This is a genomic window from Atopostipes suicloacalis DSM 15692 (assembly GCF_900129085.1).
GTDB classification, from domain to species: Bacteria; Bacillota; Bacilli; order Lactobacillales; family Carnobacteriaceae_A; genus Atopostipes; species Atopostipes suicloacalis.
In genome coordinates this window covers 67,318-81,940 of the sequence record NZ_FQUF01000004.1, presented here as the reverse complement: position 1 = coordinate 81,940, position 14,623 = coordinate 67,318, and the positions used below count along the sequence as shown (strand labels likewise).

Sequence of the window (14,623 nt, the reverse complement as noted above, 5' to 3'; positions counted from 1 at the left end):
AAAAAGATCACATCCCGTGAGTCTATACCGAGTTGTGATCTATTTTTTTCGAGTATTTAGTTTGCTACAGGATAAACTGAAACTTGTTTTTTACCTTTTCCACGACGTTCGAATTTAACGATTCCATCTGTTTTAGCAAATAGTGTATCGTCTCCGCCACGACCAACATTGGTACCTGGATAAATTTTTGTTCCGCGTTGACGGAATAAAATAGAACCACCAGTAACGACTTGGCCATCACCTGTTTTTGCGCCTAATCGTTTTGATTGTGAATCTCGACCGTTTGATGAAGATCCGCCACCTTTTTTAGTAGCGAAAAATTGTAAGTTCATTTTTAACATATTGGTTGCACCTCCATTACTTGTAAGCTGATTTTTAAATTAACCCATACTTTGTTGTGTTACAGAGATAAAATCTCCATACGTTTCTTGGATATCTAGCAAAGAATAATAAAGGGATTGAAGTAGAATTTCTGCATGTTCTTTTTGCTTTTCATCAAGATCTTCAGGCAAAATGACTTCTAAAAATCCGCCTTCCTCTTCGTTAGCATCGACTTTTGGTTCAACTTGTGCGATCCGATTTAAATTATTGGTCGTACCAATTGCGAGGGCTGAAGCAGCTGAACAAACTAAATCTTGTCCTTCTGGTCCAGATTCCGCATGACCCGAAAGTGAAAATTGGTTAATTTGATTATTTTGTTTTATAAAATGGGCATAAATCATAATTCGATCACTCTTTATGCGTTAATTTTACTAATTGTAACTTTTGTATAAGGTTGACGGTGACCTTGTTTACGATGAGAATCTTTACGACGTAAGTAACGGTATGTTGTTACTTTTTTCGCACGACCGTGTTTTTCGATTTTTGCTTCAACTGAAGCTCCATCAACTAATGGAGAACCAACTTTTGCATTGTCTCCACCAACAAACAACACTTCTTCAAAAGTAATTGTGTCGCCTGCTTCACCAGGTAATAATTCTACGTAAATCTCTTGTCCTTCTTCAACTGTAAATTGTTTACCGCCTGTTTTAATAATTGCGTACATGTTTGCTGCACCTCCTATATATTTTATCTAAGACTCGCCAGTATAAGTGACATTTTCATGTACTTATGACTTATAGCTGAGCGGTTGTAGATGTGGTGCTACACAAATACAACGTTAGCATTATACCAGTGTTTAACATTCACGTCAAACACTTTTTCTCAATCGCTAAGAAACTTTCATGCTTTTTTCCATTTACTAGTAGACCTCTTTTTTTCGCTCACTTGTTAGGGTAACCCTTCTATCCTTACAAGTAGGCTTCGCAATTTCGCTCACTTGTTAACCGAAGCTATAAAAATTTAATAATGAAAAAAGAGAATACAGTAAAAACTGTATCCCCTAAATAATTCCTTTCATATAGCTTAGTTTGACTTAGAGCCATAGATTTAATCTTTATTTCCAAATCCAAATAGACGTTTCCAGAAAGGCTGTTTCACTTCTTCTTTGATTGTTAATAATGGAACAGATTCGCCTAAAATACGTCGAGCAATATTTCGATAACCTTTACTTGAGATATGATCAGGATCTAATACAACAGGATCCCCATGATTAGAAGTTCGAACTACTTGATCATCTTCATAGATAATCCCTAGCAATTCTATAGAGAGATGACGAGAAATTTCTTCTATATCCATCACATCTCCCGTATCCATCATTTCTTTACGAATTCGGTTGATCACTAATTTTGGAGGTTCAATATCACGTTGTTCCAAAATACCAACAATTCTATCGGCATCTCGAATAGCTGAAATTTCAGGCGTAGTAATAATAATAGCCGCATCCGCAGCGACAACAGAATTTTCAAATCCTTGTTCAATACCCGCTGGGGAATCCACTAAAATATAATCATAAAATTCATCTAATTCTCCGATGATTTCTTTCATCGTATCTGTATCTATTGCATTTTTATCTGCATGTTGAGCAGCAGGTAAAAGGAACAATAAATCATCAAATCGTTTATCTTTAATTAAGGCTTGATGCAATTTAGCTCGTCCTTCAGCTACATCCACTACATCATAAATAATTCGATTTTCCAGACCTAAAACGACATCCAAATTACGTAAACCAATATCCATATCAATTAAACAAACTTTTTTTCCTTGTAAAGCTAAGGCTGTTCCTATATTAGCTGTGGAGGTTGTTTTTCCTACCCCACCTTTACCTGAGGTAATTACAATTGTTTTTGCCATTCTTCGAATCCTCCTAAATCTTTAGCAAAATCCGGTCGAATTCGAGCTAAATGTTCTACTTCTCCAAATTCGATCATATGTAAATCATTTAAATAGACAATTTGATGTCTTTTCAAATTTTCATCGCTCGTATCTTCTACTTCTTCATCTGCATTCTTTTCAATAACTTCAACGTGCTCACCAATACGAACCTGAGCATTAAATAAAAAAGGAGCAACGATAATTGCATCCTCATCCCCTTTTGAGCCGGCATGAATAGTTCCTTGGACATTACCAATAACAACCACATTCCCTGTTGAACGAATAACAGCTCCGGGGCGAACATCTCCAAATAAAATGAGATCTCGCTCACTTTGTACCAATTGACCATTTCTTATATTTCTAACAATCATTTTCGGAGAAGTATCGTTATGCCATTTATCTGCTAATTCTTTATCGATGACCTCTTCAGAGAAATATTTAATCACAAAATTTGTATGTTCGCTAATTTTTTGAGTTAACGTTTCCTTTGTCGCTTCATCCAATATACGATGCTTCGTATCAATGACTAAGTCAAAATTTTGTTCATGTTTATTATCTTTTTTGATCTGTTCGAATAAGCGATCCAATTCTTCGTTTATTTCATCCAAACTTGCTTGGTCATTTAAAATTAAAAAATAGCCTTCGTTCGTTCCTTTCAATGTTACCTTTTTTTCCAATTTATGCACCTACCTAAGCTGAGACTCTTCTATTATATTAACAATTAAAAGATGAATAAAGTAGCTAAATACCAACATTACAATTCCATTAAATAGCAAAGTTGCACTCAATCTTGAGACAATAAAATATTGAAAAGAAATCGTAGTAATCGTCAATATTCGCATAATTCCATAAGCTATCATTTCTACTAACGTAATCCCTAAAATTCCAACCAGTGTGTAAGAAAGGACATTTGGACGAATCACCCGTTTTAAACTATAGGTTAAATAAGCAACCAAAACGAATGAAGACATATAGACTCCTAAAAAACCTAAATAATATGTATCCATTATAAAACCGAAAGCGGCAGCACTTCCGAGCATAAATCCTTCCTTATAATGAAAAGATAAAATAATAATCATTAATACAATCGTACGTGGAATAATTAACCCAAAACTTGTATCTAAAGTTGAAGCCCAAGTATTTGCAATAAAGCCGTCGAGCAGGATTGAAGAAAACATGAGTAAGATTGCAATAAGATTTTGTCGCCATTTCTCCATGAATATCCTACTCACTTTCTTCTTCCGTATCGGCTGAATGATTAGATTTATCCACTGTCTCAGCTTCCCGATTAATAATGGTGACAAACCGAATATCCTCAAAGTTAGTTGCTGGTTCTATGTAAACTCGCTGTCCCAAACCATGACGATCTAGCGAAACTTCAGAAACAGTTCCAATTAATAACCCCTTTGGAACAAGACCTCCTAAGCCTGAAGATGTAACAGTAGCCCCTTCTTCAATCGTTGATGTTGAAGTAATTTGTTCCATAATTAATGCTTTTCTATTCGTATCATATCCATTAATTACTCCAAAAAGAGTTTCATCTTCTAAAGCAATTTCTGCACTCGTATATACAGCTGCTTCATCATTAGTCGTAAGCAATGTAACTTTAGAACTCGTTGGATTGACTTCTACCACCCGGCCAACTAAGCCGTTATTAGACATAACGGACATTCCATTAACTAAACCATCACGATTCCCACGATCAATAACCACTTGATCAATCCATTTATCAGGGTTACGGGCAATAACTGTTCCACTTATTGTATTATAATCGGTTAGAGTTGCTTGTAAATCTAATTCTTCCTGTAACTTTTGGTTTTCACTCGTTACAGTTGTCAACTCCGCTTGCATTGTTGCTAATTCATCAAGTTTAGCTTTAAGCTCTTTATTTTCTTCAAAAGTATTCTGCAAATTATTTATATCAGAAAATAAGCCATTTAATGCATTCACCGGTTTAGAAATTACTCTTCCAGCTACTGAGGTAATATCATTTACTACTTGTTGGATATAGGGAGCCGAACCAAAATTGTTAAATGAATACCAGAGGATTCCTATAAAAAACATTAAACTAACTAATAAAGTGATTAGTTTTTTGTTATTAAAATATTGTTTCAACTGATCACTCCTCACCTTCACTCATTTTACGGTATATTTAAAGATACAATGAGTTGGTTTTTATATGCAACCAACTCAAATCTTCTTAGACTTTTTTAGCTCGCTTAAAGTTTTTTTCTTTGTAATATCTCAACATGTTTCAAAGTTAAACCTGTTCCCATAGCTACACAATTCAATGGATCATTTGCCACAAAGACTGGGACATCTGTTTCATTTGAAATGACTTCGGCTAAACCATTTAATAAAGCTCCTCCGCCTGTCAAGACAATTCCACGATCAATTACATCCGCAGAAATCTCAGGAGGTGTATCTTCTAGCGTTTCTTTAACAATACTCATAATGTTTGAAACTACTTCACTGATTGCTTCACTGATATCTGTTGCTTTAATAGAAATTGTTTGAGGTAAACCTGTGACTAAGTCACGGCCTCGTATTTCTGTCTCGCCAAGTTCTTTAGCTGCTTCAACAGATGCGCTTCCTAATTCAATTTTTACAGATTCGGCAGTCCGTTCACCGATTAATAAGTTATATTTATTTCGAATATATGAAGTAATTGCTTCGTCCATTGCATCTCCAGCTGAGCGGTTCATACGTCCAGAAACAATTCCACCAAGAGAAATTGTGGCAACATCTGTTGTTCCGCCACCAATATCTACAACCATACTTCCTGTGGGTTCATTTACTGGTAAATCAGCACCAATCGCTGCCGCAAAAGGTTCTTCAATCAAGAATGCATCACTTGCACCAGCAAGTCTTGCAGCATCAACGACTGCTCGTTTTTCAACTTCTGTTCCGCCACCTGGTACACAAATAACGACCTGAGGTTTGGAGCCAAAGCGACTGCTCGTTTTATTAATAAAATACTCCATCATTGCAGCTGTTGTATCAAAGTCAGCAATGACACCATCTTTCATTGGTCGAGTAGCAACAATACTACCTGGGGTACGTCCAATCATGTTATTTGCATCTTCACCCACAGCCACAATGTCGCCCGTCTCTTTCTCTAAAGCAACTACTGACGGTTCACCAATGACGATTCCTTTACCTTCCACATAAACATTTGTATTTGCCGTTCCTAAATCTATTCCAATACGTTTTTTATTAAACCATAAAACCATGAAAAATCTCCTTTTGTAAAAAATCTATTGTAAGATTTTGATTCGTTCATTTATAGTAAATATTTTTACAAGTTGTTGCAAAATACATCTATTTCAATGATTTTGCCTATTGCCTATTGTACCTGTTTATTTACCGTTTTGCATTAAGAATGCAAAAAATAATATGAAATTTTCTTTAATTGTGAGCACATAGTAAATATATTATGGATAATTCATTTTAAAATAAGAAAACCGAGGGACAATATTGCCTCCTCGGTCCATTATTTGTAAAATTAACTTTTACAATTCGATTTTAATTGAATTAAGCTTTTTGAACGTTAGCTGCTTGAGGTCCACGGTCGCCCTCTTCAATATCAAAAGTAACTGCTTGACCTTCTTCTAATGTTTTGAATCCTTCTTCGTTGATTGCTGAGAAGTGTACAAATACGTCGTCTGCACCTTCACGTTCGATAAAACCGAATCCTTTTTCTGCGTTAAACCATTTTACTGTTCCTGTTTCCATAATATTATGTTTCCTCCTCGTGCCTTATTGCACTTATAAAATTCACATATTTGCAAGGTACGAATTGGAATGCTTTTTTACACATTGTATTTCCTTCCTTACTAAAATGCTAAAGTAATAATATCATCCTTAAATAAAAACTTCAAGCGTTTTACCTTTTAATTTGAAAGAATTTAGTCCCTGTAATCCACTAGGTTCTACATTAAACCTTCTTCTCTTAAACTCAAATATTTATTTTCTCCAATAATAAAATGATCGAGCACTTCTATTCCCATCATTTCTCCTGCGTCCACCATTCGTCTAGTAAAAGAATAATCTGCTTCAGAAGGCTCCGTATTTCCCGAAGGATGGTTGTGCGCAACGATAATCCGAGCCGCAGAGTAACGGATTGCTCCTTTAAATATTTCTCGTGGGTGAGCGACAGAGCTATTAAGGGACCCAATAAATATGGTTTCTTTTTTTACAATTTCGTTTTTGGTGTTTAAATATAATGCGACCACGTTTTCTTGGGTTAAATTAGATAATTCTTTGGTTAAATAGTTTCCAACCCAACTACTTGAGACCACAGTCCCTTCTTTTATTTGTGGAGCTACCGCGATTCGATGACCTAACTCTGTAGTTGCCATGATTTCAATGGCTTTAATTCTTCCAATCCCTGGTATTTTCATTAATTCTTGAACTGAGGTCTGGCGTAACATGTGTAAATCCTCTACCTCTCTTAAAACATCCATCGCAAGATTCACGACATTTTTATCTTTTGTTCCTGTTCTTAAAATAATGGCCAATAATTCATGGTCAGCCAATGCCTTTGGACCTAGTTTTTCCATTCTTTCTCTTGGGCGAGAGTTATTTGGGATCACCTGAATATTTGTTTCTTGTACTTTTTTGCTCATCAATACATCCTCTTTTCTTAATATATATAAATACCCTTACTATATATATTTGCAAAAAAAGTGGATTTTCTTTTTTTAAAAGCAAAATATTTTTAAATAAATTTCAGAATAGCTTACCTTAGCCGTTTTAACAGAAAATTATTTGAACATAATTTAAAACTTTTCAGGCATCTTTTCTTCCTTTTATAACGATCTCAGTGAATAATTACAAATATTTATTATGATTATTTGGTTTATTTATTCAGACAGAATATATTACCTGATCAAGTGAAGTTGTTTTTTTCATTCACTTGTTAGGATAGAGCCGCTACCCTTACAAGTAGAGCTCATTTTAATACTCACTTGGTACAGTAAACCGCCTAGCTCCCGAAGCAGACTCACTTTGGGGTCTCCTCAGTTTTATTTTAGGATTTTATTACAAAATGGCCAGACATTCTATGACCTAAAAATATACTACTAAATAAAAACTGAGTAAGTCCTGGAAAAATCCAAAACTTACTCAATTTTATTTATCAAATTTTATTTTTTATTTATTTTTTTCTTCTATAAAGTTAATGACATGGTGTAAATCAGGTAAAATGGCTTCTGTTTTTTCTGCTGTTTCTTCATCTAAATTAATCATATCTGGAATATGAATAACTGGAATATTCGCACCAGCTGCTGCTAAAACACCATTTTTTGAATCTTCTAAAACTAAAGCTTCTTCTTTATGTTCGATTCCTGTTTTAGTAAAAGCTTTATTAAAAATAGCAGGATCTGGTTTTGCTGTAGGCACTTCATCTCCGCCCACAACGTCTTTAAAGTAATGACGAACGTCTAATCGTTCCAGTAAATGATCCACAAGTTCTCGATGTGTACTGGAAGCCACAACTGCTGGAATCTCTTCTTTTTTTAGATAATCCAATAAATCGATTAGCCCTTCATGTAGATCTACTTGGCCATTTCTTAATTGATCATCAAGTTCTTCTTCACTATCTTTTAAAAATTGAGCCAACAAGTCATGATCTTCATACATTTCATGCATGGTATTGACCATAATATCATTTCCGGCACCAATAAATTTAGAATAAACATCAAAACTATAGTCCATTCCAAGTTTATCTGCTGTTTCCTGACTCGCTTTATAATAAATTTTTTCTGTATCGAACATTAAACCATCCATATCAAAAATTACCGTCTTTACTCTATTCATCCTAATCTCCTTAAGATTATATTTTGAAAGTTATTCCTTTAAGTTATTTAATTTTTTAATTTGTTCTTCTACGGATTGGTAACGATTTTTATATTCTTCCTCTTTATCGCGTTCCGCTTGCACTACATCGTCAGGAGCATTTTGAACAAATCGTTCATTTTTTAATTTTCCTTGTGCACGTTTTATTTCACTATTCCATTTTTCTAATTCTTTTTCTAAACGAGCAATTTCTTCTTGAATATCTACTAATCCTTCAAGAGGTAAATAAACCTCTGCTCCTCTTATTACAGCAGATTTTACTTCATTTGGAATAGAGACTTCAGTATCAATCACTAAATCTTCAGAATTACAGAAGCGTTCAATGAAAGATTGATTTCTTAAAAGGATTTCTTTTTCAGCATCTGAATTAGCTTTAACCATCATATCTACTGGTTTCGATAATGGACGGTTTACTTCTTGTCGAATATTTCGAACAGCCTTAATTAATTCAATGAGCATATTCATATTGTTACGAGCTGTATCGTCTGTAAATTCTTCATGAGTAACTGGGTAATCAGCAACCACGATAGATTCTCCTTCATGTGGCAGATGTTGCCAAATTTCTTCCGTAACAAATGGCATAATTGGATGTAGAAGACGTAAAGTCTGATCTAATACATACGTTAGAATACTTCGTGTCGTTATTTTTTGTTCTTCAGTTCCTTCATTCAGAATTTCTTTAGACATTTCAATATACCAATCACAATAGTCATCCCAAATAAAGTTATAAAGGGCTCGGCCTGCTTCCCCAAATTCAAATTTCTCAAATTGATCGGTAACATGGGCAACTGTTTCATTTAGTCGAGCAAGAATCCAACGATCCGCAAGCGTCTTTTCACCTTCCAAGTTAATGTCTTCGAATGTGAAGTCTTCTAAATTCATAATCACGTAGCGGCTAGCATTCCAAATCTTATTAATGAAGTTCCAAGCTGCATCCATTTTTTCGTAGCTAAAGCGAACATCTTGTCCAGGCGAAGAACCCGTCGTTAAGAACCAACGCAAAGCATCAGCACCATATTCATCAATGACGTCCATTGGGTCAATCCCATTACCTAGAGACTTACTCATTTTACGTCCTTGTTCATCTCGAATTAAACCATGAAGCAAGACATTTTTAAATGGACGTTCATTTGTAAATTCAAGTGCTTGGAAAATCATACGTGAAACCCAGAAAAAGATAATGTCATAACCTGTTACAAGAGTGTCGGTTGGATAATATCTTTGAAAATCCCGTGTATCTGTGTCTGGCCAGCCCATCGTCGTAAATGGCCATAAAGCGGAACTAAACCAAGTATCTAATACATCCTCATCTTGCGTCCAGTTTTCTACATCTTCTGGTGCGTCTTCTCCAACATAGACCTCTCCTGTTTTATTATTGTACCAAGCAGGAATTCGGTGGCCCCACCATAATTGACGTGAAATTACCCAATCATGAACGTTTTCCATCCAATTCACAAATGTTTTTTCAAAGCGTTCTGGATAGAAATGTACTTTATTTTCTGTTTTTTGATTTTCTAATGCATTTTTTGATAACTCATCCATACGGACAAACCATTGTGTTGATAAGCGGGGTTCCACAACAACACCTGTTCGTTCAGAATGTCCAACACTATGAACCATATCTTCGATTTCCACAAGCAAATCTTGGGCTTTTAAGTCTTCTACAACTTTTTTGCGCGCTTCAAAACGATCAAGTCCTGCATAGATTCCTGCATTTTCATTCATTGTGCCATCTGGATTCATTACATTTAATCTTGGCAGATCATGACGATTTCCAATATCAAAGTCATTGGGATCATGAGCGGGTGTAATCTTTACAACCCCGGTTCCAAATTCACGGTCTACATAACTATCCTCTACAATTGGAATTTCTCGGTCCATTAATGGGAGGAGAATTGTTTTTCCAATATAATCTTGATAACGCTCATCTTCTGGATGAACGGCAACTGCAGTATCTCCTAGCATTGTTTCTGGACGAGTGGTTGCAATTTCTAAATAATCACCACTATCGTCGGCTAATGGATACTTCATATGATAAAAGGCACCATTGATGTCTTTATGTTCCACTTCAATATCTGATAGAGCAGTTTGGGCTTTTGGATCCCAATTAATGATATACTCTCCACGATAAATAATGCCTTTATTGTATAAATCAACAAAAACCTTCGTGACTGCTTCATTCAAGCCTTCATCCAGCGTAAATCGCTCACGAGCATAATCTAGAGATAAACCGACTTTCCCCCATTGTTCGCGAATATTTGTGGAGTATTCGTCTTTCCATTTCCAGGCTTCTTCTAGGAATTTTTCCCGTCCAAGTTCATGTCGGTTCGTTCCCTCTTCACTTAGTTTTTCTTCTACTTTCGCTTGCGTGGCAATCCCCGCATGGTCCATACCTGGTAGCCATAACGTATCATAACCTTGCATCCGTTTTTGACGAATTATAATATCTTGTAGTGTCGTGTCCCATGCATGCCCAAGATGTAATTTTCCGGTAACGTTTGGAGGTGGAATCACAATGGAATACGGTTCAGATTGATCATCTTCACTAGCTTTAAATAAATCAAGATCTAACCATTCTTTATATTTCCCTTTTTCAACATTATTTGGTTGATATTTTGTAGACATTTCTGTTTCTTTTGCCAAAATAATCACTCCTTATTTTTAACCTATTATTTGAATAAATGTTTTAGTTGCCATTCAATGGTCAACTTTGAAACATTTTTTTAAACACAAAAAAAGCACTCATCCACTAAAGGACGAATGCTTAGTTACTCGCGGTACCACCTAAATTATATGTAGAAAAATAACTATCTACATATCTCTCTTAGCAGTTGTAATGGGCTGCTCACCAGTTCGCTCACAAGCTACCTTCAGATTCTATTTATAAGGACTCGCACCGAATGTCCTCTCTCTGCAATAAATAAAAACCTTACTCCTCTTGATCCATGCTTCGTTTTTATATTGTAAATTTCTGATTAGAACGCCTTTATCTTACCATTTTTTTTGGAAAATTCAAATATTTAATGTCTTTTTACCAATTCATTTCTTTACGTACTTTTGTAATTTCTATTCGTTCATTTATAATCTTAACGATTTGAGGTATGCCCTCTCTGGAATCTGTGGGGATACTCATCGAAATTATGCTTGTTCCAAAGTTTTTCTTGTTTATTTCTTGTAAAATACGATTAAAAATTGGCAAATTGTCTAAATATTCTTCTTCGTTATATACCTTAATCCCGATATACAGCTTTCCATGAATTTTTTCTAATTGTGCAACTTTCATCATCTCAAATGGGATAACTTCTTTTGAGCCTAAGACATTCGTTAAATTAATAATTCCTCGATCATTAATAATTAACGCCCCTTGTGGGAAAACCAATCGATGGAAAACATAAAAGAAAGTATAGCCACAAAAGAGGACACCAATGCTACCACATATAATCATAATTACACTCGTTGCTTGACCAAAAAGGGATAAAGAGAAATCCATATACATTCCTGAATAGAGTAAAAAATACTTAACATAAGCATAACAAAATTTAAAATCACCATTGGAAATAAATCAGCTCTCGAATGATCGTAGGTCAATGTTTTCATGATGGCCTCCTCCATTTTACAAAAACATATCAAACCATCTAGCGAATCACTTCTGCTTTCCTATCATTGAACAATTATAAAGTTTTGAGAGTATTTATTTTCTTGAGAGTTTCTTTTCTGTTGTACCTCTGTATAAAATATTAAAGTTTAAAGGAATTAATGTCAAACTGAACGGCTTTAAATAGCTATATAACAAGAGTTTGTATGGTTTCACTTTTATTTAAATATTTTACAGTAAACCTTCAAATAATTCTTCATCCACCTGATTTTGGATAGAATCTGGTCCGATATTTTCGATTTTCAAACCTGCCATAGCTTGCTCAATTAAACCTTCTACATCTAGAGCCTTTTCATATTCAATCACTTTTTCTAAATTTGGTTTTGTCTTTGGACGAGGCGGTGTAAAGATTGTACAACAATCTTCAAAAGGTAAAATGGATAATTCATACGTATCAATCTTCTGCGCAATTTCTACAATTTCCGTTTTATCCATCGCAACAAGCGGTCGTAAAATAGGCGTTGCTGTAACTTCATTAATGGCCAGCATACTTTCTAAAGTTTGTGAGGCCACTTGTCCTAAAGATTCTCCATTCATTATCGCAAGCCCTCCGCGTTGTTCACGAATCAGATCCGTCAATCGCAACATCATGCGGCGTGTCACTGTCATAATGTAGCCTTCTGGGATATTTTTCTTGATTTGTTCTTGAATTTCAGTAAAAGGCACCTCTATAAAAGGGACTTGTCCACTATATCGAGCTAACTTCGCAGTTAAATCTTTTGCTTTTTGTAGTGCTTTTGGACTGGTATATGGCGGACTCGCAAAGTGAACCGCCTCAACATCTATTCCCCGCTTCATAGATAAATAACCAGCTACTGGAGAATCTATTCCTCCCGATAACATGAGCATTCCTTTACCCGCTGTTCCTACAGGCAGACCACCAGCTGCTTGAATAGTTTCAACCGATAAATAGATACCATCTGCGCGAACCTCTGTACGAACCGTTAAATCAGGATCCTTCATTTTCACATCAAAGTTTGGAAAGGTAGTCGCCACTGCAGAACCTAAAGAACGATTTAATTCCATCGTATCGTATTCAAAGTCATGGTCTGCTCTTTTAGTATTAATCTTAAAACTTTTTGCTTCTTCCACAAAAGGACGAACAATCTCAATGGCTCCTTCTTTCGCAGCTTCCAATGTTTTTTCGACCTGAAGAACCGGAGAAATGGTTTGAATTCCAAAAATATCTTGTAATCTTTCCACTACTTCATCAGAAGGCTCATCATTTAGCTCCACATACATTCGATCTCTAAACCAACTTATTTCTACATTTGGGTAAGAACCCTCTAACGCATTTTTTACATTTCGGCCCAATCGATCAATAAAAAAATTAATATTTTTCCCTTTAGTCGATAACTCACCGTATCGAATCATTAATTGTGTCGGTTTCATTTTTAATCTCACTCCTAGTTTTTCTACATTCATTTATTAATTATAATAATCAAATCATTTCGAACTTCTTTCTTGTTCCAAAATGACTTAAAAAGTACTCACTCTTTATTTTCTTTCGTCGCATGAAAAGAATCTAACTATTAATTACTTCAAACTGATGAAGGATCTCATCAAATTTTTCCATGAATTTCTCAACTTCTTCTTCGGTATTCTCTGCTGAAAAACTGACTCGATTGGCTGTTTCAGCAACATTTTTCGGAACTCCCATTGCATGTAACGTACTTGAATCAACATCCAACGCACGGCTTGAACAGGCGCTAGTCGTTGAAATATAAATATCCTTTTCTTCTAACGCATGAACTGTCACTTCTCCACGAACTCCATCAATTCCAAAACATAAGATATGGGGAGCATGGTCTTTTGGAGAAAAGATCGTTACTTTTTCTTTCGTTTCTAAATATGCCCTTAATTTTTTTTGCAAATTTCTCAGGTGGGATTTTTTTTGGTCTACTTCTTCAAAAACTAGACGAACAGCTCGAGACATTGCAGCTATAGCAGGCAAATTTTCTGTTCCGCTGCGTTTATTTTTTTCTTGCCCGCCTCCTGTTAATAAAGGAGCTAATTGGCGACCTTCTTTTGCATAAATAAAACCAATCCCTCGTGGTGCTTTAAATTTATGTCCAGAAAAAACAGCAAAATCAATTCGACTATTTCCCCCTAAAGGTAGATCAATTAAGCCTAATGCTTGAACAGCATCCACATGGAAGTGAATATTCGGATAATTTTTTAGTAAAGCACAAATTTCTTCAAGAGGTTGTAGACTACCCACTTCATTGTTTACTGCAATAATCGAGACTAAAACAGTATCTTCTCTAATCGCATTTTTTAAATCCTCTACAGCAATGACTCCTTCTTGGTTAACTGGTAAATAAGTAACTTCCCAGCCCAACATTTCTAACTGTTTCATTGATTCATATACCGCAGGATGTTCAACACTTGTAGTAATTATATGTTTACCAAAGCGAGCTTTTTCGATGGCTGTTCCTTTAATTACCCAGTTGTCGCCCTCTGTTCCACCACTCGTAAAATAAATTTCCTCTGCTTTTACTCCTAAAGTATTCGCAATTTGCAGTCGAGATTGTTGGAGCAATTGAGTAGACAGATCTCCTAAATGATGTAAACTCGAAGGATTTCCGAAATAAGTTTCGCTTACTTTTTTATACGTTTCTAAAACGGAATCTGCTATTTTTGTCGTTGCACTATTGTCAAAATAAATCATTTTTTATACACCCTTTGATTTTCTCGATTCGGTCGATCATATTAACATAAATTTTTATTGTTTTGAACAATTTAAATGAATATTTATTAGTTGATTAATGTCCTCTTACATAAAACAAGCCAGGACACAAAGTCATTTAACGAAGTGGAAAAGTTTTTCTTCATTCGCAAATAACAGCTGTCCTA

General features: G+C 35.2%; 15 protein-coding genes and 2 other annotated features. All 15 genes read right to left on the bottom strand.

The annotated features are described in order from the left end of the window. Window positions 1-56 precede the first annotated feature (56 nt). On the bottom strand, window positions 57-341 hold the full coding sequence (gene rpmA / locus BUB96_RS01705; RefSeq protein WP_073295355.1) for a 50S ribosomal protein L27: 285 nt from the start codon (window positions 339-341) through the stop codon (window positions 57-59). A 39-nt stretch (window positions 342-380) separates the two neighbouring features. Then, a complete protein-coding gene (locus BUB96_RS01700) occupies window positions 381-722 on the bottom strand; it encodes a ribosomal-processing cysteine protease Prp (protein ID WP_073295351.1) in 342 nt (113 codons plus the stop codon). A 14-nt stretch (window positions 723-736) separates the two neighbouring features. Further along, a complete protein-coding gene (rplU, locus tag BUB96_RS01695) occupies window positions 737-1,045 on the bottom strand; it encodes a 50S ribosomal protein L21 (RefSeq protein ID WP_073295347.1) in 309 nt (102 codons plus the stop codon). A 20-nt stretch (window positions 1,046-1,065) separates the two neighbouring features. Further along, window positions 1,066-1,141, bottom strand: a sequence feature (ribosomal protein L21 leader region). 287 nt (window positions 1,142-1,428) lie between these two features. Beyond that, window positions 1,429-2,232, bottom strand: a complete 804-nt coding sequence (gene minD, locus BUB96_RS01690; RefSeq protein ID WP_073295343.1) for a septum site-determining protein MinD — start codon at window positions 2,230-2,232, stop codon at window positions 1,429-1,431. Further along, window positions 2,214-2,930, bottom strand: a complete 717-nt coding sequence (locus tag BUB96_RS01685) for a septum site-determining protein MinC (protein ID WP_073295340.1) — start codon at window positions 2,928-2,930, stop codon at window positions 2,214-2,216. Before BUB96_RS01685 ends, minD begins: the two co-directional genes overlap by 19 nt. 9 nt (window positions 2,931-2,939) lie before the next feature. Next, complete coding sequence (gene mreD, locus BUB96_RS01680; RefSeq protein ID WP_073295335.1) at window positions 2,940-3,470, bottom strand: rod shape-determining protein MreD; 531 nt, start codon at window positions 3,468-3,470, stop codon at window positions 2,940-2,942. A 7-nt stretch (window positions 3,471-3,477) separates the two neighbouring features. Beyond that, a complete protein-coding gene (gene mreC / locus BUB96_RS01675) occupies window positions 3,478-4,368 on the bottom strand; it encodes a rod shape-determining protein MreC (protein WP_073295332.1) in 891 nt (296 codons plus the stop codon). A 104-nt stretch (window positions 4,369-4,472) separates the two neighbouring features. After that, on the bottom strand, window positions 4,473-5,486 hold the full coding sequence (locus tag BUB96_RS01670; protein WP_073295329.1) for a rod shape-determining protein: 1,014 nt from the start codon (window positions 5,484-5,486) through the stop codon (window positions 4,473-4,475). A gap of 301 nt (window positions 5,487-5,787) precedes the next feature. Beyond that, window positions 5,788-5,988 (bottom strand): cold-shock protein, encoded by a 201-nt coding sequence (locus tag BUB96_RS01665; protein WP_073295326.1) that lies wholly within the window; start codon window positions 5,986-5,988, stop codon window positions 5,788-5,790. 197 nt (window positions 5,989-6,185) lie between these two features. Then, the gene (gene radC, locus BUB96_RS01660; protein WP_073295323.1) at window positions 6,186-6,881 is read right to left on the bottom strand and encodes a RadC family protein; all 696 of its coding nucleotides are present in this window, start codon (window positions 6,879-6,881) and stop codon (window positions 6,186-6,188) included. 526 nt (window positions 6,882-7,407) lie between these two features. Then, window positions 7,408-8,073: an HAD family hydrolase gene (locus BUB96_RS01655; RefSeq protein ID WP_073295319.1), complete on the bottom strand. Its 666-nt coding sequence runs from the start codon at window positions 8,071-8,073 to the stop codon at window positions 7,408-7,410. Window positions 8,074-8,103: 30 nt separating this feature from the next. Continuing rightward, on the bottom strand, window positions 8,104-10,737 hold the full coding sequence (locus BUB96_RS01650; protein WP_143274253.1) for a valine--tRNA ligase: 2,634 nt from the start codon (window positions 10,735-10,737) through the stop codon (window positions 8,104-8,106). Between the two features lie 124 nt (window positions 10,738-10,861). Next, window positions 10,862-11,067, bottom strand: a binding site (T-box leader). A gap of 76 nt (window positions 11,068-11,143) precedes the next feature. Continuing rightward, window positions 11,144-11,602, bottom strand: coding sequence for an STM3941 family protein (locus BUB96_RS01645; RefSeq protein ID WP_073295310.1), 459 nt, complete (start codon window positions 11,600-11,602; stop codon window positions 11,144-11,146). 336 nt (window positions 11,603-11,938) lie between these two features. After that, a complete protein-coding gene (thiI, locus tag BUB96_RS01640; protein ID WP_073295307.1) occupies window positions 11,939-13,159 on the bottom strand; it encodes a tRNA uracil 4-sulfurtransferase ThiI in 1,221 nt (406 codons plus the stop codon). Between the two features lie 133 nt (window positions 13,160-13,292). Then, entirely contained in the window at window positions 13,293-14,438 is a 1,146-nt protein-coding gene (locus BUB96_RS01635) for a cysteine desulfurase family protein (protein ID WP_073295302.1), read from the bottom strand. Window positions 14,439-14,623 lie beyond the last annotated feature (185 nt).

Excerpts from the sequence above, each read along its gene's own strand:
- rpmA (WP_073295355.1), bottom strand. The coding sequence starts at position 341 with ATGTTAAAAATGAACTTACAATTTTTCGCTACTAAAAAAGGTGGCGGA.
- BUB96_RS01700 (WP_073295351.1), bottom strand. The coding sequence starts at position 722 with ATGATTTATGCCCATTTTATAAAACAAAATAATCAAATTAACCAATTT.
- rplU (WP_073295347.1), bottom strand. The coding sequence starts at position 1,045 with ATGTACGCAATTATTAAAACAGGCGGTAAACAATTTACAGTTGAAGAA.
- minD (WP_073295343.1), bottom strand. The coding sequence starts at position 2,232 with ATGGCAAAAACAATTGTAATTACCTCAGGTAAAGGTGGGGTAGGAAAA.
- mreD (WP_073295335.1), bottom strand. The coding sequence starts at position 3,470 with ATGGAGAAATGGCGACAAAATCTTATTGCAATCTTACTCATGTTTTCT.
- BUB96_RS01670 (WP_073295329.1), bottom strand. The coding sequence starts at position 5,486 with ATGGTTTTATGGTTTAATAAAAAACGTATTGGAATAGATTTAGGAACG.
- BUB96_RS01665 (WP_073295326.1), bottom strand. The coding sequence starts at position 5,988 with ATGGAAACAGGAACAGTAAAATGGTTTAACGCAGAAAAAGGATTCGGT.
- radC (WP_073295323.1), bottom strand. The coding sequence starts at position 6,881 with ATGAGCAAAAAAGTACAAGAAACAAATATTCAGGTGATCCCAAATAAC.
- BUB96_RS01655 (WP_073295319.1), bottom strand. The coding sequence starts at position 8,073 with ATGAATAGAGTAAAGACGGTAATTTTTGATATGGATGGTTTAATGTTC.
- BUB96_RS01650 (WP_143274253.1), bottom strand. The coding sequence starts at position 10,737 with ATGTCTACAAAATATCAACCAAATAATGTTGAAAAAGGGAAATATAAA.
- BUB96_RS01645 (WP_073295310.1), bottom strand. The coding sequence starts at position 11,602 with ATGGATTTCTCTTTATCCCTTTTTGGTCAAGCAACGAGTGTAATTATG.
- thiI (WP_073295307.1), bottom strand. The coding sequence starts at position 13,159 with ATGAAACCGACACAATTAATGATTCGATACGGTGAGTTATCGACTAAA.
- BUB96_RS01635 (WP_073295302.1), bottom strand. The coding sequence starts at position 14,438 with ATGATTTATTTTGACAATAGTGCAACGACAAAAATAGCAGATTCCGTT.